At 42.4% G+C, this 19,943-nt stretch carries 14 protein-coding genes; 4 read left to right on the top strand and 10 right to left on the bottom strand.

Annotation, left to right across the window (positions count from 1 at the left end; all coding sequences use genetic code 11):
- Positions 1–10 precede the first annotated feature (10 nt).
- The 10 genes from IE164_RS03300 to IE164_RS03255 form a co-directional block, all read right to left on the bottom strand.
- Entirely contained in the window at positions 11–265 is a 255-nt protein-coding gene (locus IE164_RS03300) for a hypothetical protein (RefSeq protein WP_189628753.1), read from the bottom strand.
- Between the two features lie 99 nt (positions 266–364).
- A complete protein-coding gene (gene cas9 / locus IE164_RS03295) occupies positions 365–5,143 on the bottom strand; it encodes a type II CRISPR RNA-guided endonuclease Cas9 (protein ID WP_189628752.1) in 4,779 nt (1,592 codons plus the stop codon).
- Between the two features lie 311 nt (positions 5,144–5,454).
- Entirely contained in the window at positions 5,455–6,177 is a 723-nt protein-coding gene (locus tag IE164_RS03290; RefSeq protein ID WP_189628751.1) for a LytR/AlgR family response regulator transcription factor, read from the bottom strand.
- Positions 6,178–6,188: 11 nt separating this feature from the next.
- A complete protein-coding gene (locus IE164_RS03285) occupies positions 6,189–7,241 on the bottom strand; it encodes a sensor histidine kinase (RefSeq protein ID WP_189628750.1) in 1,053 nt (350 codons plus the stop codon).
- A gap of 82 nt (positions 7,242–7,323) precedes the next feature.
- A complete protein-coding gene (locus IE164_RS03280; RefSeq protein WP_229838505.1) occupies positions 7,324–8,643 on the bottom strand; it encodes an NAD(P)/FAD-dependent oxidoreductase in 1,320 nt (439 codons plus the stop codon).
- Between the two features lie 892 nt (positions 8,644–9,535).
- Positions 9,536–12,421: an excinuclease ABC subunit UvrA gene (uvrA, locus tag IE164_RS03275; RefSeq protein WP_189628748.1), complete on the bottom strand. Its 2,886-nt coding sequence runs from the start codon at positions 12,419–12,421 to the stop codon at positions 9,536–9,538.
- A 497-nt stretch (positions 12,422–12,918) separates the two neighbouring features.
- Positions 12,919–13,914, bottom strand: coding sequence for an endonuclease/exonuclease/phosphatase family protein (locus IE164_RS03270; RefSeq protein ID WP_189628747.1), 996 nt, complete (start codon positions 13,912–13,914; stop codon positions 12,919–12,921).
- Positions 13,907–15,307: a cell envelope integrity protein CreD gene (gene creD / locus IE164_RS03265; protein WP_189628746.1), complete on the bottom strand. Its 1,401-nt coding sequence runs from the start codon at positions 15,305–15,307 to the stop codon at positions 13,907–13,909. The genes IE164_RS03270 and creD overlap by 8 nt, the downstream gene beginning before the upstream one ends.
- Positions 15,308–15,354: 47 nt before the next feature.
- Complete coding sequence (locus IE164_RS03260) at positions 15,355–15,648, bottom strand: winged helix-turn-helix domain-containing protein (protein ID WP_262891749.1); 294 nt, start codon at positions 15,646–15,648, stop codon at positions 15,355–15,357.
- Position 15,649: 1 nt separating this feature from the next.
- Positions 15,650–16,267 (bottom strand): hypothetical protein, encoded by a 618-nt coding sequence (locus IE164_RS03255; RefSeq protein WP_189628744.1) that lies wholly within the window; start codon positions 16,265–16,267, stop codon positions 15,650–15,652.
- 84 nt (positions 16,268–16,351) lie between these two features.
- Here IE164_RS03255 and IE164_RS03250 point away from each other — a divergent pair, with 84 nt between their 5' ends.
- The 4 genes from IE164_RS03250 to IE164_RS03235 all read left to right on the top strand — a co-directional run bounded on the left by IE164_RS03250 (position 16,352) and on the right by IE164_RS03235 (position 19,943).
- On the top strand, positions 16,352–16,930 hold the full coding sequence (locus IE164_RS03250) for an RNA polymerase sigma-70 factor (protein WP_189628743.1): 579 nt from the start codon (positions 16,352–16,354) through the stop codon (positions 16,928–16,930).
- A gap of 68 nt (positions 16,931–16,998) precedes the next feature.
- Positions 16,999–17,964, top strand: coding sequence for a FecR family protein (locus tag IE164_RS03245; protein ID WP_189628742.1), 966 nt, complete (start codon positions 16,999–17,001; stop codon positions 17,962–17,964).
- Positions 17,965–17,984: 20 nt separating this feature from the next.
- Positions 17,985–18,626: a hypothetical protein gene (locus IE164_RS03240; RefSeq protein ID WP_189628741.1), complete on the top strand. Its 642-nt coding sequence runs from the start codon at positions 17,985–17,987 to the stop codon at positions 18,624–18,626.
- Positions 18,627–18,713: 87 nt separating this feature from the next.
- Positions 18,714–19,943 carry an STN domain-containing protein gene (locus IE164_RS03235; protein WP_189628740.1) on the top strand — a complete coding sequence of 410 codons (1,230 nt, stop codon included), beginning with the start codon at positions 18,714–18,716 and terminating at the stop codon, positions 19,941–19,943.

The raw sequence follows: 19,943 nt of genomic DNA, 5'->3' as shown, positions 1-19,943 counted from the left end.
CCGTGTCTTTTTAATTATGGTTAAGAACCTTGAACTTTTGAAAAGTTCTAAACTTTCCAAAAGTTGCTTCTACCTCCTCCTGCCTCTTCATTAAAACCAAAGCATGAAAATGATTGGGCATTAAGCAGTAGGCCAAGGTGTTGGCAATAGGTTCGATATATTTAGACCATTGCCCTAAGAAGTAATTATAGTTCTCTGTTTCCTTAAAGAGGTTTTCGTTGCCATTGGCATGGTTGTAAATGTGGTATAGCTTCTCTGGTTGCATGGATTATTGTGTATAAATTCATAGGCTAGTTAAGCAGGGGCCTAGACGTTTGCTTAAGATCTTCAAGGTTATGTGTAGAGATAAATGTTCTATTGGACTCTATCTTGCTCTTTTCAAGTTACCTAAACGATCGACTTCTAGTTTCCAACAATGGTCTTTAATCGGGACAGATTGATCTCCCAACACCACTTTTGACAACTTATGATCATAACTAGTATCCAATTCCTTTGGTCCAATAGCTCTAGCAAATGAGGTTGGTGTAAAATAAATCGTGTATCCTGAAAAATCATTAACAGTAAACAAGCGGCCAATTTGACTTTTTGTCAAGTTTGAAAAATCAACACGCTCTATGTTTTCCTTTTCTTCTTCATCCGGGACAAATACAACTTCTCCTGGACTCAAAGTAAATAATAGTTTGTAGCCATCTTTATTAAGCCTAGGGGCTGGTGTTTTTTCTCCTTGCTTTAACCTTTCAAAGGATTCTCTTAGTGGGATAGTTTCAAACTTTCTTTCACCACTTTCTCTGTTTTTGTAAACAGCAAAATATATGTTATTCCCTGTTGTAGCTTCAACATATTTATGATTGTTCCCTTTTTTTTCGCCAAGTTCAAATCTACTACTTCCTGACTCTGCTAGTCGTACAGAGTAAATAGGCGTTTTTCTATTTCTATTAAACCTATCAATTCCATCCGGTGAAAATGCAAAATCTAAATTCCCTTCACTATAATAGCTGTTCAAGTGATCAATTAAATCAAGTTGTAACTGATAATCAGCTACTTTAAAAATTGACTTTACAACAGCATCGTAGGTTTCCCCTGATAATGCTTTTGCCAACGGCTGTCTCTTCCCATATTTTTCCGTTTTTATTTGATAATGAGTTTTATCTATTGCATTTCCTGTTTTATCAATAATGAGTGTTTCTTTTATATGGAGAACTTCCTCTTCCTTTTCGACTATTCTTTTGGTTAACGAGGATATTTCTTTTTGATCAGGTTCTTCTTCAAGATTTAGCTTGTCTATTTTTGATTGAAACTTATCTAAGTCAGCTTTTGCCTTCTTGTACTGCTTGAAATGCTTTTTAGATTCTTTTGATGCTAAGGTTTCTTTTCCATCATAATACGAAATCAGTCTGATTACTTGATTACGTATTGCTTCATCAATTATATAATCTCTTTTGTTGAGGGCGTCATAAATATTTAAAACATCAAAGGCTAATTCTATTTTTCCATAAGGCATTGGGTCATGATAATCCTTCCTGAGTGAAATGTTTCGCTTGTTATCACTCCCCTGTTTTCCATCAAGTTGTTTTGTTAGTCCTTTTTTGGGTAGACCTGATTTATCTCTTCTTAAACTCCCCATTTCATCTTTAAAGGATTCATAGTAATTACTGGTCTTAGTAAGGATTCTTTTATTCTGCTTCACACTTACAACTGTTGTGGCCAGCTTGTCTTTAAGTTCTTTGGTAATGCTTTCCCAAGGTTTGTAAAAGGTCCAATTGTAGTTTTTGCCTGAATCATCATATTTCCTAAAGCATAAATTGGCACGGTAATCTTTCCTTTCTTTTCCCCTTTCTTGAGCATGTTTGTTGTTCAGGTAATTCACATGTCTTCTATCGGCTAGAGCAACCACAAGAGCATCTAGAGCATGGTGGCGATGGTCGATCCGTTTAGGGTCAAAATTCTTCTTCAGCTCGTCAGGTACGTTATTTCGGAAAAATTTATTCCCACCTTTTTCATCCCAATACCCAAAATCGTTGGTTCCGGTCAGTTCATTCATTCGTTGGAAACGTGGGGCTATTAATTCGTTCCAGACATCATTAAATCCCCAATCCTTCCTAAGTTGCGCAGTCACTTTTCCAGTAACAGGTATTACATGTTTTGAAGTGGCTTCTTCTTCATTTTCCTCTCGAACCAGGTTACTCATGAGTTTCATGACAACTTTGCTGATGTAACGGGAGTCATTCAATTGCCTATTGGTAAATGATTCAGGAATATCCGGCATTAGAAGAATGGCTTTTTTCTTTCCTGTGAAATATCTGCTTACAAAGCTTTCATATTCCAGTTTCGTGAAAATCTTCACCGTTTTTTGAGTCGTGGATAGTTCGTGTACGATTCGCCCCTCATTTTTCGAGATAAATTCGTATCCAGTTTGATTGTCTTTATAAGGATTGCCATTGACGACAGCCTCACAGATCACCTTATTATTTAGCGAGTCATCGAAATACCTTGATTGTGGCAAAATGTGTTCAATTTCATAAGCAGGGGTAAATAGTTTGTTCAATGGAATCATTTCTCCCGTATAAGGGGAACGATATTTTTGATCCATCCACAAGCGGTATTTTTGAATTTCTGTTTTGGTGGGCTCAGCTTTTCGGCTGATTTTTTCGATATCGTCAGGTAGTTTTGCAGAGGCTGTTAACACGCCTTCTTCATATATTTTGAGTAGCTCCTGTTGGCTTGGGGAGTAATCCTTTACATCGCCCTCAACCTTTGGATCATCCATTAACTCTTTTAATATTGCTCGGATTCTAAGATTAGTGTTCTGATTTTCAGTTATTTGTTTTGTCAATCGTTCCCTTTCCTTTTTGGTGTTTTTTATGTCCCGGCCAAGCTCAACATGGATTTCGTCAAAGAATTTTTCTTCACCATTTCCGTAGTGATTCCAAATGTCTTTTACTACCTGTAAAGTTTCGTTAATGACCTGTTCCACTATTGGGTTGCGAAGCGAGTGTTGTGCTAGTCGTTCAATATCGCTTGGCTTTTTCCAGTATATTCTCTCGCCAACTTCTGAGTGTCTCCCATAAGCCACATAGGAAGCAAGCCAAATTGGCAATCCTTGAAAATCTTCAATCGAATTGAAGCTTTGTAAACGCTCTCTTATTTTATTATCAACAGAATCGTCCTCCTCACCAGTGAGTATTTTATCAATTCTGTCTTTTACCTTTTCGTGAATTTGCTCTTCACTCCAATGATTCCCAGAGCGTAGAAGTGGTAACAGTTTATTAAGTGCTTTGAAAGAGAAGGCTCCATATTCTTTCTTAAAAGGAGGGAAATCAAGAAACGGTTTAAGGATATCATCCTCAACATTCAGTCGCTTAGCTAATTTTTCCAATGCACTCTTTAACTCATTTTTTTTATTAATTGAGTACAAGGTATGCCATAATTCAACCTCTACTTTCTGAGTCAGAAATTCTTGCCAGTTAAATTCTTTGTTTTTCTTTAAAACAGTGATGAAACCTGCGCGCGTTTCATTGCATGGATATTCCTTATCTTCTACGTAATTCCAGCGATGGGTTTTCTCTGTTAATTTCTTTCCGTCTTTTTTAAAAAACCCGAGGAAAGTGCTCTGCTTAATGTTTTTTCGGTCATTGAGTTGCTCAAAGAGTTTTACTTTATCTTCAATGGAAGAAATAAACTCATTTGTTACATGCTCATCAGCATGTAAAAGCCCGTTTACTCGTTTTTCTCTTTCATAGATTTTTAGGTTTTGAACGAATTGCCATAATCTAAACTCCTGATACAATGGGTGGCTCGTTGCAATACATTTCAACCATTGCTTCTTCTCTTCTCCGGTTTCTTTGTCTTTATAAACCCGGTTCTCGTACTTACATTCAGCAATTAGAGATCTCTTCGTTTTTAGTGGACGTTGATAAAAAATGATGTCTTCGGTAAATAGATGTACAAAGCCCCTCTTCAATAAATCTGTTTGATGGGGGATGTTATTAGGGTAAAGGTGCTTTACACATGCTTCAAACAATTCATCCGTAAACAACTCAGGTTGCAGGCCTACTTGTTTTTTCAATATTGAGGAGAATTCATACTTGTAAAAGTCTCGTTCTATGGTTCTGACCAGTTTGCCTCTAATTTTCTGATTGGGTTTCTGAAGTAGTTTATCGTATATATAACATCCAACGGTTTTGCCACTAGTTTTTAAATCATCTTCTGTTTTAGCTTTGATTAATGGCCATTTTTTATCCCAATCTTCTTCTGAAGGAATAGTGAATTTTCTTTTTACTTCACCGTGATCGTTCAATCTATCTTTTCCGTCTTTGTCAAGTTCAACGGTTACAATGATATTCTTTTCCTCTCCAATCCAACTAGGTCTTTTCTTTGAGTAATATTTGCCTACCTCTCCATTTGACAGGGAAATCTGAAAAATACTCAGCCCCTTATAGATTTGTTCAGTATCAACAATGGACGTTATTGTTTCAGTGATAAAGTATTGTCTTGTTTGTTTTGTTTTTTCAGTGTCTATTTCATCCCCACGCAGCTGATAATAGCCTCTCTTCTGGTTAAAATTCAGAATAACCCAGGCAAGTTCTTCTTTGGTTAGTTTTTCAGAAAGCCCTTTTTTTCTCAAGTAATAAATGGTCCAATCATACGGGATCTTGGTTTCCTCACCACTGTCTTTTTTATAGAACAATGAAGGTTGGCTTTTCTTGAAATCCTGTATCATTTCATCAAAAGAGCTCTTAAAGAGAAACTCGTACTTTTGATTTTTATTTTTTCGATAGGCAACTTTGGGTTCTCTGTGGTCAAGGAATTGACCTAAGCGATTGTCAAAATCTATCTCTTGTGCGTAATGTTTTGGCAAAAAACCTAGTATATTCAGTATTCTATGTAATCTTTCCCGTCTTAGTAGATGTCTTTGTCGCAGTCTTCTTATCCCTCTATACTTTGTTCTTTCGGCAGTTTGAGAAACGGTTTTCCCTTTACCAAAATCTGAGAGTGCAGCTTCATTCATAGGGATAATGCGACTACCCATTCCTAAGATTTCACCAGACCCTAAATAGGTATCTTTTTTAGTTTGATAATCAAGTCTTACTAAACTCCAACCAATTGAGTTGGTACCCAGATCCAGTCCTAATATTCTTTTCATCGTGTGCTATTTTATATTTAAAAAATTAAGTGTAGCTTCAAATACAATTTGAATACTAGTCACAATAAGGATTATTCCGTTGTGAAAACATTTAAAGCGGCCTTTACGGGTCGCTTTCTTTTTTAGTCTTTGAGAGTCTTCGGGTATTTAGGTGAAATAATTTCGCTAAAAAATATAAACTATCAAAGTGCGCCTAAAATTCAACAAGTTTGGGGATTCAGGTTTCAGGGTTTCCGGAACTTGATTTTCCACAAAAAAAACCCTGACGTTTCCGCCAGGGTCAGGTTCCATTCCACACGATTATTGGAGCACTAAAGGCTCATCATTTCTTTAAAGCGGGCGGCTTGTCTTCGGCTCACTTCTACTTTATCGCCTCCACGCAGCACAACCATTAACCCACCATTGAACCAAGATTCTATGCTTTCTACCCAGGTAAGGTTAATAATGTGTTTGCGGCTGGCACGGAAAAACGAACGGTCGTCCAGCTTTTCGTCCAGTGCATTGAGCGACTTGTGGATCATGGGTTTATAGTTGTCGAAGTATATTTTAATGTAATTACCATCTGACTCGAACAGGCGGATGTTCTCCAGCTTTACAAACCAGCATTTGTCTCCGTCTTTTACAAACACCCTATCGCTTGGTCCCAGCTTCTGAGGGTTGTTTTCGGTAGTGGCCTTGGGTTTGCTGTTGCGGTTAATCAGTTTTTGAACCGTTTCTTTGAGTCTGTCTGGCTCAATTGGTTTAAGCAGATAGTCCATGGCATTGTAGTCGAATGCCTTTAGGGCATACTCATCGTATGCGGTGGTAAATACAACATCCGGGACAGAGTCGAGCGATTCCAACAGTTCAAAACCTGTTTTACCGGGCATTTGAATGTCTAAAAACAGCAGGTCGGGCTTTAAGGCATTAATTTTTTCTTCCGCGTCCTCAGCATTCACGGCTTCGCCCACAATTTCTATTTCCTGAAATTCCTGCAAAAGATTGGTAAGCTCCTTACGAGCCAGTCTTTCATCATCTACAATAAGTGCTCTCATAGAATTTATATTTAAATGCGCTGAGGTATTTTCACTTCAGTCACAACAAACTTATCATTTTCGTTATAAATATTAAATGTGGCGGCATCGCCATAAATCAATTTCAGCCTTTCTTTGGTGTTCACCAAACCTACACCGCTTCTGGTGCTGGTTTTTTTTCTGTTCGGAAGCAATTGGCCGCTATTTCTGATTTTTATAACCAGTATGCTATCATGTACTGCCGACTGAATTTCAATAAGCCCACCCTCCATCAGGTTAGAAACCCCGTGTTTGATAGCATTCTCCACCAGGGTTTGTAGCATCATGGGGGGTACATCGAATCGGTCGGAGCTGGGGTCTATGCGATACCTTACTTTCAGACGCTCTTCGAACCGAATACCCTCAAGAGCGAGGTAGTCTTTTACGGTGTTCAGCTCATTTCTAAAATTTACTACTCGTTTTTTATCGGTAATGAGCGAGTTGCGCAATATGTTAGAAAGTTGAGTGATGGCAATTTTGGCCTTAGCGGGCTCCTCGTCTACCAGCGCCCGCATGCTGTTAAGGGCATTGAAAATAAAATGCGGGTTGAGTTGTGCTTTGAGTTGGTTGAGGTGCATTTCGTTCATGGCCGCCTCATACTTGAGCGAACGGTTGTTACTTTCCAGGTAGTGATAGAGAAAGTATACGGTAGACCATAGAATGAAAAGCACAATGGAGGTGGCAAAGAGTAGGAGTACCTCGGTAACCAGGCTTGGGTCGTTGAACGATCGGGTGCCAAACACATAGTACATGAGAAAGGTGAGCAGGTTGGCCAGTATAGAAGCCAAAAGAATGACACCTAAAATTCTGGGAATTACCCGCGCAATGTTGATTTGTACCCACTTGCGCTTAATAATTATGTTTCTGATGAAGACGTGGGTAGTAAGAAAAAAGAATAGGCTATGAATGGCCAACTCGGTGCGCTGGTTTTGTACGGCCTTTTCTCCCAGCTCAAAGGGATCTAAGCCCTGAGAGATAAAGTTGGAGCCAAAGTAGAGCCCCCAGCCGAGTATTTGGAGAATCCAGTATAGTCTTTTCTTGCCCATGGTAGAACCCGAAAAATAAGCAAACCTGCCCAATCAAAACAAAGCATTGTTGCAAGAGGTAAACAACCAATATGGCTGGAAATCAGAGCGTATCTCCCGGCTTGTAGTCTTTGTTTCTAACAAAGGTACGAATGATGAGCCTGGTGCCGCGGTCGTAGGTCAGGTAATTCCACACCCAGTTGGCCAAAATGACCAATCGGTTTCGAAAACCCACAATAGACATTAGGTGAATGAACATCCAGACCATCCAGGCAAACAAGCCACCAAAATGAAACTTAGGGAGGTCTACCACTGCGCGGTTACGGCCAATGGTGGCCATTGAGCCCTTGTCTTTATATACAAACGGTTTTAGCGATTTGCCTTTTTGTGCCCGCATAAGGTTTTTGCCGAGGTTAGTGGCTTGCTGAATGGCCACGGGAGCCACCATGGGGTGTCCTTTAGGAGTTTGCGCAGTATACATACCAGCAATATCTCCCAGGGCGAATACATCTTGCAGACCCTTTACTTCATTGAACTCGTTCACAATTATTCGTCCACCGCCAATGCTTTCTTTTGGCAAACCGTCCATAATATTGCCCGTAACCCCGGCAGCCCATATGACAGTTTTGGCCGGAATAACGGTGCCATCGGTTAGCACCACATCTCTACCATCATAAGAGACCAGGCGAGTGTTAAGCCTAACGTCAACATCAAAATCTTTGAGGTATAACTCGGCCTTGGCGCTCGATTTTTCAGACATGCCCGCCAGCAGTCTTGGGCCTGCGTCTACCAGGTGCAGTTTCATTATGTCGAAGTCAATATCAGGATAGTCGTTTGGCAACACATGCTTTTTGAGCTCGCCCAATGCCCCCGCTACTTCCACACCGGTAGGGCCTCCACCCACAATTACAAAGTTGGTCAGACGGTCTTTTTCTTCATCTTCTTTAGAAAGCACTGTTTGTTCAAAGTTTTGAAGCATGTGGCTGCGCAAATCCAACGCCTGTGGAATTTGCTTCATCGGAAACGTACGATTGTACATTTCCTTATCGCCAAAATAGTTGGTTTTAGATCCGTTGGCTATTACCAGAAGGTCATATTCTAACTCCCCCACCAGGGTCTTAATTACCTTTCTTTCCGAGTCTATCCCGGTAACGCGAGCCATACGAAAGTAAAAGTCTTTGTGCCGGGCAAAAAGCTGGCGCAAAGCTCCCGCAATAGAGTCGGGTTCTAAACCGGCTGTGGCTACCTGATACAACAAGGGCTGAAATGTATGGTAGTTGTGCCGATCGAGAAGTACAATTTGGAAGTTGGATTTTTGAAGAGTTTTTACCAGTTGAATACCGCCAAAGCCTCCGCCTATTATTACGATTCTTTGCTTGTCGGACTTCGGAATCTCCAGGTGGAGATGTTCAAAGCTGCTCATAGCCTGTGGGTTTGGAAGCATAACATAGGGCAAAATGTTTCGGTTCGCATACTTGTGAGTTTTTGTGGGAACATTGGTGTGTCAAAAAGTGTTAAAAGAGCAAATAATAAGAAGACGGTTATAATAGCAGTTCTTAGCTGCCGTTATAAAGTCAGAAAAAGGCAATTAAAATCGATGGTTGAAGTCAGGCTAACGAGCCTGACGTTGAGGTGTTAGATACAGTGTTGATTTTAATGTTTTGGTTGAAGATGGTGCTGTCCGCGGTTGCGGCAGCACTATTTTTTTGTAGCTACTTCTTACGTTCCCATTTCTAATCCGGACTTTGAGGAGGAATCTACCAAGTTAGTAGGTTAGACAGATGCTTCGGCTTCGCTCAGTATGGAAAGGGAGCGGTTTTGGCCTTGTTCAGCATAGAAAGATGACTTTACTCGCTAAACTCTAGCCGGAATTAGTGTCCTCACCGATTCACCTTTTAATGCCTTGGTGAGGACACCAAGACTGGCGTAAGGTTAGACAGATGCTTCTAGTGCCCCCATCAAAGTCTCTCATAGAGGACTTTGATAGACACTGCTTCATTCCCATCCCGACTATGGCAGAAGTATCTGTCAGCTTAGAACGTTTGGACAGGTGCTTCGGCTTCGCTCAGTATGGAAAGGGATCGGCTTTTGATTTTGTTCGGCATAGAAAGATGACTTTACTCGCTAAACTCTAGCCGGAATCGGTGTCCTCACCGATTCGCCTGTCAATGTCTTGGTGAGGACACCAAGGCTAGCATGAGATTAGAGAGATGCTTCGGCAAGCTCAGCATGGAAAGAGAGCCGCTCTGGTTTCGTTTAGCTTGGAGGAGTGCGTTTCAGGATTACCCCAGTATTTCCTTCCCGTTTTAAGGGGGTTAAGCCTTGCCGGCTTTAGTTTGGGCGGTTAGTTCTTCTTTCAAAAACTTAGCGGTATAGCTTTTCTTGCTTTTGGCGACCTCTTCAGGAGTGCCTTGAGCTATGATTTGACCTCCCTTGTCGCCACCCTCAGGGCCAAGGTCTATAATGTGATCAGCTACTTTAATTACATCTAAATTGTGCTCAATTACCAAAACGGTATTGCCTTTGTCTACAAGCCTGTTGAGTACATCGAGCAGATGTTGAATGTCTTGAAAGTGGAGGCCGGTTGTGGGCTCATCCAGAATGTAGAGTGTTTTGCCCGTGTCTTTTTTAGAAAGTTCTGTGGCTAACTTTACCCGCTGGGCTTCACCACCTGAAAGAGTTGTGGCGTGTTGACCTAATGAGATATATCCTAAGCCTACATCATTCAATGTTTGAATTTTTCTCAAAATCTTGGGTTGGTTTTCGAAGAATTCAACGGCTTGTTCTACGGTCATATCCAGCACATCCGAGATAGATTTTCCTTTGAATCGAACCTCAAGTGTTTCGCGGTTATAACGCTTTCCTTTACAAGTTTCGCAAGGTACATGTACGTTCGGTAGGAAATCCATTTCGATCAGCTTCATTCCGGCACCTTCACAGGTTTCGCAGCGCCCACCTTTCACATTGAAAGAGAACCGACCTGCTTTGTAGCCTCTGATTTTGGCTTCAGGAAGTTCTGTAAACAGGGTGCGTATATCTGAGAATACTCCGGTATAGGTGGCTGGGTTCGACCTTGGGGTTCGACCTATAGGCGACTGGTCTACTTCTATCACCTTATCGACATCTTTCAACCCGGAAATACCTTCGTAAGGAAGGGGCGATTTACGCGATTTATAGAAATGATGGTTCAGGATAGGGAAGAGGGTATCGTGAATCAGGGTAGATTTACCGCTACCGGAAACCCCTGTAATGCACACCATTTTACCCAGAGGAATTTTCAGGTCTACTTTTTTGAGATTGTTTCCGCTGGCTCCTTTCAGGGTGAGCATTTTACCCAGGCCTTTTCTTCTCTGCGAGGGTATTTCAATTGCTTTTTCGCCCTTAAGGTATTTGGCGGTGGTTCCTCCTTCTTTCAAAAAGGTTTTGGGGTCATTGGCTGCCACTATTTGCCCTCCATGACGTCCGGCTCCCGGACCTATATCTATAATAAAGTCAGAGGCCAACATCATGTCCTTATCGTGTTCTACTACTATAATGGTGTTGCCAATGTCGCGTAGGTTTTTTAGGGCATTAATAAGTTTCACATTGTCTCGCTGGTGCAGCCCAATACTTGGTTCGTCCATAATGTAGAGTACTCCCACTAGCTGAGTGCCTATTTGTGTGGCCAAACGAATACGTTGTGCTTCTCCACCGGAAAGGGTTCGAAGCGGACGGTTGAGTGTAAGATAGTCCAGGCCAACATCGAGCAGAAAGCCTGTTCGCTTTCTTATTTCTTTTAATACCTCCGGAGCAATTTGGTTTTGCTTTTCGGTGAGCCGTTCTTCAAGGCCTACCAGCCAGTGGCCTAAGGACTCAATGTCCATTTCGGCTAATTCGGCAATGTTCTTATCGGCAATTTTAAAGTGAAGCGATTCTTTTTTTAGCCTTGCACCGTTGCATTCAGGGCAGGTTTTCACGGTCATAAAGTCGGCAATCCACTGACGTGTTTTTTCAGTGCCTTCTTCCATTTGCTTTTCCAGAAACTTAATTATTCCCTCAAACTTGGTGTTCCAGTTGGTTCCCGGATATTTTTTGGAGCTAACGGCAACAGGTACATCGTCTCCATATAAAATGGTTTCCAGCACCCCTTCGGGTAAGTCTTTTATGGGAGTGCTCAGGTTGGCCTTGTGTCGCTTGAGTATGGCTTCGAGCTTTTTGAATATCCAAATGTCGCGATAGTCGCCCAGCGGAGCCAGCCCGCCCCGGCTGATGCTTAAGTTGGGGTCTGGCACCACACTCTCTTTACTTATCTCTTCTATTTGTCCTAAGCCATTACAGGTAGGGCACGCACCATATGGAGAGTTGAAGGAAAAGTTGTTCGGTGCAGGTTCATCGTACGACAACCCCGTTTCCGGGTCCATGAGGTATTTAGAAAAATGATGAATCTGGTTTTCTTCATCGCGAATCATCATCACTCCATTGCCATGGCTCATGGCGGTTTTCACACTTTGGGCAATGCGGAAGCGGTCTTTTGGGTCTGCAATTATACGGTCGATGACAATTTCAATGTCGTGTGTTTTGTAACGGTCTACCTGCATTTTGGGCACCATGTCCATCACCACGCCATCCACCCTCACTTTGGTGAAACCCATTTTGCGGATTTGAACGAAAAGCTCGCGGTAGTGGCCTTTTCGGCCTTTTACCACAGGGGCCAGAATGATCAACTTCTTACCCTCGAAATTCTTGATCAGGTGATCGATAATCTGGTCTTCCGACTGGCGAATCATGGGTTTACCGGTCAGGTAAGAATAGGCTATTCCGGCACGGGCATACAAAAGCCTTAGAAAATCATAAATCTCGGTCAGTGTGCCAACTGTTGAGCGGGGGTTTCTGGAGGTAGTTTTTTGCTCAATGGAAATTACAGGGCTCAAACCATTGATTTTGTCAACATCGGGCCTTTCCATATCGCCAATGAATGAACGAGCATAGGCCGAAAAGCTTTCCATATACCTGCGTTGCCCCTCTGCATAGATGGTATCGAAAGCCAGGGATGATTTGCCCGATCCGGAAATACCAGTAATGACTACAAGCTTATTGCGCGGAATAGTAACATCAATGTTTTTCAGGTTGTGCTCCCTGGCACCAAAAACCTCAATATTTTCATGACCTGAGATGTCTACAGGAGCAGGTTCTATTGTCGCATTTTCTTTGAATTTTTCCATCAGAGCAGGCTGCCAGAGCAGAATCCACAAAGGTCTGGATTTACCAACGCAATTACAACTGAGGTGGAATGATTAAAGTTTCGTAGAAGTAGTTATCAGTTGAACAGAAATTAGAAAACAGGAATGCAATGACAAATTGATGCTAGAACACCACTTATTTAATCTTGATCAAAATTGATTTTTTAGGATAGACTCAAGGAGAAAAGCATTGCCAGATGAATATTAAAACAATGACTGCAATAGCCGCTCGTATCGCCATCAGTATCTCTCGCAGAGGACGCTGATGATTATTTGCCCTCAAAGTTTTAGAGCACTCCTGTTTGCAATATGAATATAGAGATGCCACCTTAGGCTGGGCCGATCCTTCGGCAAGCTCAGGATAGGAAAGGGCGCTGCATTAGTTTAAGGATGGTAGTATGCATCATGAAGAAAGGGCTACCATCCTTTCTGTTGGGCGGTGAAATTCCAGGCTTCACTCGAAGTGAAGCCTGGAATCGTTACCTACCAGCCACCAAAAAACTCCCCATAATCGCTTTGTGGTCAGAAGTGATTCTAACCGCATCGAGCGAGTCGCAGCCTATTCCCTTGGAGTGGAGGATGTAGTCTATGGGTATTTGTGCTACAAATGGATTCCAGGTTGGGTAAGTTGGCGTAAGCTTTTTGCGGCTATCTGTTAGCTCGGTCGAAGACTGAAAACTCAACATTCGGTTATCCCATGGCACCGTGTTAAAGTCTCCCAATACCAGAAACTCCCCAGGTTGCTCCTTCACATAGTCTTCCGCCCATTTGAGGTGATTGTTTCTGTTATGCCATTTCAGTTTGGTGGTAGGAGATTTGGTATGTAAAGCCAGAAAGTTGATGGCTTCATCGCCCACCAGAATTTTGCCGGTAATGTTGGCAGTGGCTGTCACATGAATTTCTTCAACATCCTGCAAAGGATACTTGCTGAACACCGCAATGCCCTGTCCCTGATCTTCATGTTCAACCACCTTGTAATAGGGGTAATCTTGAGCAAGGCAAGTCACTAGAACTTCTGCCCATTGATGGCTTACTTCCTGAAAAGAGACAAAGTCAGGTGCCAGTTCAATAACCCGGTCAATAGTCTCTGTGTATTTGTCATTCACCGAAAGCACATTGAACTGTAGCACTTTCAAAGTTTCTTCACCCTGATCAATTCTGTATGTTTTGTTGATGGGACCACTGATTTTCACCAAGAGCAGAAAGTAGATGATGAAATTTATGCCTGCCAGTCGATAATGGTGCTTAATAATCCAGATGACACTCAATAAACCATAGACCAACATGGCTTGAAATAGAAATGACTGCAGCAGAGTAAGCCCAAAAGTATAGCTTGGAATAAGCATGAATAGGGCAGGCGTTAGAAGAAAGGCTGCCAGGAGCCTTTCTTTATTCTTTTTTTGCCTGAACCAGCAATAAATGCGAATAGCTATCAACAGCGTTTTCAATAGGTATTTAAGTTTTTGCTCATGCATGATTTATGGTTTCTTTAGGTTTCAGGTTGTACCAATCGATATTTCTTGACATGTACATGCAAACACCAAGCACCAATAGAAGGCCAATACTGCCAAACAGCAAAGCATAGTCTTCCAATTGCAACACTATGTACACAAAGGTGTAAATGATGCTGAAGAATAGAAGAATAATTACGGCCAATCGCTTGCTTTTAAGTATAGACTTGGAATACAGGGAAGTCATGCCAATGACCACAACGGCCGAGATCCGATAGGCCAGACCAAATTGAAGGTGCTCCGAAATGGAAAGTAGTAAAGTGTAAAATATGGTGAGCGCTAGTCCTACGAGGATATAGTGAATGGGGTGAATTCTAGTTTTATTTAGGGTTTCTATAAAAAAGAAGGCAAGAAAGGTGAGAAAGAGAATCAGTACAGCATATTTTGCCGACCTCATATTTTGATGATAGTTGTCTACCGGCTGAAACAACATGACCCCAAAACCGGAGTTGTAAATGCGATGCTGTTTGTCAGCCCACTGCTGAGGATAGTTTCTGTTGAGATCAAAAATAGACCACTCTGCATTGAACCCATTTTCTGAAGTTGTATATGCGTCTGGTAAGAACTGACCGTTAAAACTTGGGTGCGGCCAGGTAGAACGAATTTTGACAAGCGTAGTTTTGCCTATAGGATTAAAGGTGAGGCTTTTTGTGCCATGCAGGGAGAGCTCTGTAGAAAAGGAGATACTTCTCCACTCGGGGTTCCAGGTTAAATTGGCAGATACTCCATTCTGATAATCATTTGAAACAGTTTTTTTGGGGTTGGTAGATTGTTCAATATCCAGATTGATTTTTTGGGGGATGCCCGGCTCCATTGTGAGAGCTTTATCGCCCAATTGAAGCACAATATGATTTTGTATTCCGCGCATGTCCGGAATTCCCATGCTAATGGTGGCCATGTGCCATAAAACTTTATCGGTATCGCCCAGGAAATTAGAAAAATCGGGAGTACTGAACGATCCATCTATCTTGAGTTGTGAAGCGTAAAGAGACACATTATAAATGCCTCTTTTCCTCGATTTAGGTTCCATTTGTCCCTCAATGTTGAGGGCTTCAGGCAAGAAGTGCGCATACTTTACAATGACGGCTTCTTTGCTATTGGAAATCGTTACAACCGACTCATAGGGTATGGTTAGAATAGGTCCTGTTATTTCTTGGGGCGAAGCCCAGCTCTCGGAAATTTCTTGAATAGCCTCCTTTTGACGTATCTCTCTTTCACTTATGAGCGACTTAATCATATGGTTGGGAATGAGTAGAATGGCTATAAGAAAACCAATTGATAGAAGCTTAATACTCACCGAGTGTTTAAAGGAGTAGTTGATCTTATCAAATACTGTACTGTTTGTGCTGTTTTTCATTTTTTATTTAAAAGTACTTTGAATTACAAAGTGATTGAATAAATTTTTTACATACTGTTTCTTATCAATTGCTCCAGGGCATCGATGTGTGCCTTAAAGGCTTCTTTGCCTGCCCGGGTTGCCATGTATTGCGTGTTGGGTTTTCTGCCCACAAAACTTTTATTCACTTCTATATACAGTTCTTTTTCCAAGGCCTTTAAATGGCTGGCCAGATTCCCGTCAGTCACTTCCAAGAGTTCTTTCAATCGGTTAAAGTCCAGCGCATCGTTGGTCATTAGTGCCGACATTATGCCCAGTCGCACCCTACTTTCAAAAGCCTTATTCAGGTTGTGGATATCCACCCTATTTTTCGTATTTAAAGTACATAATGGCTCCATACAAAATATGTAGCACACCAAAACCAATAGCCCAAATGAGCAATCCATAGCCAACTACAGATGCTGCTATTAGCCCCAAAACTACTTCAGAAATGCCAAGAAATCGCACATCGCGGTAAGTATAATGACTTGCATTAATAAGTCCCAGACCATAGAAGATGAGTGTTGTGGGTGCAATAAGGCCAATAAGGCCTTGGTAGTAGAAAATAATCACCAGTATACCTCCGGTGGCCAGGGGAATGAACAAATTAATCAGTAGGCGTTGTGTGGTTTTGTCCCAGCTCTTTACCCCATCTTTTTTAGCCTTCTTATTGGTAAGGTAAACACCGGTGGCAACAGCCAGTATGAGAACTACCAAAGCATCTACCATAAGCCAGGTAAGATTGCCCCGAACGTCTCTTACTACCAGTTGCTTGTATATTAAGTCGTTACTGGTATAGGCCAGCTCGTAGGCTATATAGGCACCAATCAAGGCATAAATGCCAGCCAAAATGCCTGAAAGTCCGCTCAACGAAATAAAGCGTGATGATTTTTCCATCATCTGGCGTATTTCGGCAATATCCTCTATATACTTATTAGACATATCAAAAGTACTTTGAATTTCAAAGTAATAGAAAGGCTTTGAATTTTCCAATAGGCATTCATCAATTTTCCGCTTCTTTGTATCATGTCAAACACTCAAGATGCCGCCCTTCAGCAACGCCTGGCCCAAGGCGATGAGTCTGCCTTTCGTGAGGTTTTTGATTTATACTTTAAAGGCCTGGTGCTTTTTGCCACCAAATATTCAGTGGATAAAGAGGCGGCCGAAGATCTGGTACAGGATGTCTTCGTGAGGTTGTATGAACAAAAGAGTAAAATTCAGTTCCATACTTCTCTCAAGTCCTTCCTTTTCCAGTCGGTTCGCAATCGCTGCATCGACTACTGGCGCTCACACAAGGTCAGGGAGCGACATCATGGCGAAATACTTCTTACTACCAACCCGGAAACCCTAGATAGCCAAGAGCTTATGCTCCAGACCGAACTGGAAGAAAAGGTTTTTGAAGCCATACGCCAACTACCCGAACAGTGCCAGCTTATTTTTAAGATGAATCGCTTTGAGGGTAAGAAGAATCAGGAAATAGCCGATGAACTTAATATTTCTAAACGCACCGTAGAGACACAAATAAGCAAAGCGCTCAAACGCCTACGCGAAGAGGTGTACCCCTATCTTAAGGCCATTATAGTACTTGTATGCTGGTGGTTTTGAGTAATAAAAAAAATTTTGAATCGTCCGTACGTGTGGAGTAAATGCCGCGCGTCATACCTATGAAAAGCATGAAAGAACCAAAAGACATATCGCAGGAATTGCTACTCAAATACCTTTCAGGAACGGCCTCCGAGAAGGAGAACCGTGAGGTTAGGGAATGGATGTCTTTGGCCCCGGAAAACCGCGATTATATTGATCATCTGCAGAGCTTATGGGCCAATGCCCAGTCATATTCTTTGCTAGATAGCATAGATCTTGAAGAAAACTGGCAGGCGGTACAATCAAAACTGGGCAAAAGAACTACCTACAAAAAGCAGCTCTTCTGGAAGATTGCGGCCACTCTTGTATTCTTTTTGACCGCTGCTTTTCTCATAAAAACCTTTGTATATAGGCCCTTGGAGTGGCAGGAGTTTGAAGCCAGCGAGCAAACCACCCTTACTCTCCCCGATGGTTCTCTTGTAGCGTTAAAAGCCGGCTCACAGCTTGTTTATCCTACTCAGTTCGGTGACGAAAGACGGGTAAAACTTAAAGGAGAGGCCTTTTTTGAAGTAGAACACAACCAGGAGACTCCTTTTGTGGTAGAGGCCGACCAAACAGAAACAAGAGTGCTGGGCACTTCCTTTAACCTTCGAACAGCCGCAGAGTTTTCCAGCCTTGAGCTGGTGTTGGTAGAAGGCAAGGTGAGCTTTACCAGTCCACTTGAAAAAGTAGTTCTTGAACCCGGCCAACGTGTGTCCTTAGGTGCCGGGGGCTTGTTGGAGAAAACCACCAACACCAATCCTAACTTTCAAGCCTGGAAAACAGGGAGGCTTGTTTTCGAAAACACGCCCATGAGCAAGGTATTCCAAGACATAGCCAATGCGTATAATACCCGTTTTGAGCTCAGTAATGAAGCTTTCGGAAACTGCACACTTACCGCACGTTACGATCAGGAAGGACTGGAGAATATACTCAGGACATTGGAAATATTGTTTAACCTAAGCTTTGAAGACAAGCAGGGAACCTACATGGTCAGTGGGGGAAGCTGCCAATAACATTTACAACTCGAAATATCATGAACAACAAATTAACCAAGGCCATATTTATGGCCGCGACATTCTTCGTAGCGTTGAGTGTCCAAGCTCAAGAAGATCAGAAAATCCGAACCCTTTTTAACAACGGAGGCATTCGCTCCAATGGTGGTTACGGAGGCGTCACAGTGGGTTATACTCAAATAGAAAATGCCGATGCCATAACCGTAGGTGGGCAGGGGGCCTGGCTCATCAACCACCAGTTTGGTATTGGTCTTGCCGGAACAGGCTTTATTTCGGAACGAAGATTTGACGCCACACTAGATAATCGCTATCTGACTACCGGAGGCTATGGTGGCCTTTTACTAGAGTTCATCGCTATGCCTCATAGCCCTATTCACCTTAGTTTTCCATTGGTAGTGGGTGCCGGTGGGCTTACTTATGTAGAGTCCAGACGAGACTTCGATTTTTACGATTCTGAAGATTCGCAAGCCTTTTTTGTGGTTGAACCCGGTGTAGATGTGGAATTTAACCTGCTGCCTTTTATTCGTTTGGGTGTAGGACTCAAGTATCGTGTGACGTCTGACATTGAGTTAAGCTACAGAGATAGTGGTGCTGCCATTTTAGACCGTGATGCCCTTACAGGCTTTAGTACTGCATTTAGCCTTAAGTTTGGAAAATTTTAACATTAGCAATCCTTAAAAGCGAGCCTGTAAGTTCACTGTCAGTGAATTACAGGCTCATTTCTCTTAGCTTTGCACAATACATTGTTTATGCGATCCGCGGCCCTCTTTTTGTTTCTCATATTATCGTTGAACGATATAGCCGCTCAGTCAGGCTCACTACTTCAGCGAAAGGTTAGCGTTCGCTATACCAATACCTCTATTGAAGACATTCTGAAGTCTCTGGAAACAGAAGACCTTTCTTTCGTGTATTCCCCGGAAATCTTTGATGTAAAAAGGAGGGTTTCCATTAATAAACAGAACACCTCACTTCTTGAAGTACTCCAAACGCTTTTTACGGGACAAGAAATGGAGGCTCGTACTATGCAGGGTCAGGTTCTCTTGCGTAAGAAGTTGCCGAACCGAGAGCCTGTGATAAAAGACACCGGCAAGGTTGCGGCAATTGGTCAGCGGCAGTATTTTCCTAAAGCCCTGCAAGACAGTTCCGTAAACAGACCTAAAAACCCCGTAGAACCCGATTCGGTGATATATGGCCTTGGCACCGGCCAACCGGTATTGCCCGAGCAGGGCAGGCTATTTGTGCAAACAACTAAATACTTCACTTACCAATATCCAAAACCTTACAAGAGTGCTGTGTTTGTGGTAGCCGGGCCTCAGGTTCTGGATTTTAGTCCTTTTGTGCCGAAGCAAAAGGTTTTCAATACAGAGGAGAACTCCGTTTGGGATCAAATGGCATTACAAAATAAGCGCAACTCAAAAGCCAAAGAGAAACAAGAGGAGGCTCTTCCTAAAGAACGAAAGTTCCGAATGTCACTGGCTTCTTATGTGGGTTATACAGAAATAGATGATCGTGCAGGTATACTTACAGGCGGCCGGGTTTCTTACTTTTTTAGTCCCCACTTTGGAATGGGCGTGGCAGGCCATGGTTTTCAAACCGTGCGGCAGCCCGATGCACAGTTGGGCGGAAACTATATGTTTACCGGGGGCTATGGTGGTTTGGTGTTCGAGTATGCTCTTTTTCCCCACAAGCCCATACACATCAACATACCTCTAACGATTGGTGCCGGGGGTTATGAGTATTCTTCTCGCACTACCAACCCGGTGGCCAATGTAGAAAGTGCCGAAGCTTTTTTTGTGTTCGAACCCGGCCTGGAGCTCGAAATAAATGTGACTTCCTTTATGCGCATAAATATTGGAGCTAGCTACAGAGATGTGTCTGGTGCCGGGCTTTTCTATTCGACCAACCAGCAACCTATTGCTTCCGCTACTACACTGGAAGGTATGAACTATGGCATTGCACTAAAGTTTGGCTGGTTTTAG

Origin of the sequence: Roseivirga thermotolerans (assembly GCF_014653175.1) — a bacterium.
GTDB lineage: Bacteria > Bacteroidota > Bacteroidia > Cytophagales > Cyclobacteriaceae > Roseivirga > Roseivirga thermotolerans.
The sequence above is the reverse complement of the archived record's forward strand: the minus strand, read 5'-3'. Positions and strand labels throughout refer to the sequence as shown.

Excerpts from the sequence above, each read along its gene's own strand:
- IE164_RS03280 (WP_229838505.1), bottom strand. The coding sequence starts at position 8,643 with ATGAGCAGCTTTGAACATCTCCACCTGGAGATTCCGAAGTCCGACAAG.
- IE164_RS03245 (WP_189628742.1), top strand. The coding sequence starts at position 16,999 with ATGAAAGAACCAAAAGACATATCGCAGGAATTGCTACTCAAATACCTT.
- IE164_RS03285 (WP_189628750.1), bottom strand. The coding sequence starts at position 7,241 with ATGGGCAAGAAAAGACTATACTGGATTCTCCAAATACTCGGCTGGGGG.
- IE164_RS03235 (WP_189628740.1), top strand. The coding sequence starts at position 18,714 with ATGCGATCCGCGGCCCTCTTTTTGTTTCTCATATTATCGTTGAACGAT.
- IE164_RS03255 (WP_189628744.1), bottom strand. The coding sequence starts at position 16,267 with ATGTCTAATAAGTATATAGAGGATATTGCCGAAATACGCCAGATGATG.
- IE164_RS03270 (WP_189628747.1), bottom strand. The coding sequence starts at position 13,914 with ATGCATGAGCAAAAACTTAAATACCTATTGAAAACGCTGTTGATAGCT.
- cas9 (WP_189628752.1), bottom strand. The coding sequence starts at position 5,143 with ATGAAAAGAATATTAGGACTGGATCTGGGTACCAACTCAATTGGTTGG.
- IE164_RS03300 (WP_189628753.1), bottom strand. The coding sequence starts at position 265 with ATGCAACCAGAGAAGCTATACCACATTTACAACCATGCCAATGGCAAC.
- IE164_RS03240 (WP_189628741.1), top strand. The coding sequence starts at position 17,985 with ATGAACAACAAATTAACCAAGGCCATATTTATGGCCGCGACATTCTTC.
- creD (WP_189628746.1), bottom strand. The coding sequence starts at position 15,307 with ATGAAAAACAGCACAAACAGTACAGTATTTGATAAGATCAACTACTCC.
- IE164_RS03290 (WP_189628751.1), bottom strand. The coding sequence starts at position 6,177 with ATGAGAGCACTTATTGTAGATGATGAAAGACTGGCTCGTAAGGAGCTT.
- uvrA (WP_189628748.1), bottom strand. The coding sequence starts at position 12,421 with ATGGAAAAATTCAAAGAAAATGCGACAATAGAACCTGCTCCTGTAGAC.
- IE164_RS03250 (WP_189628743.1), top strand. The coding sequence starts at position 16,352 with ATGTCAAACACTCAAGATGCCGCCCTTCAGCAACGCCTGGCCCAAGGC.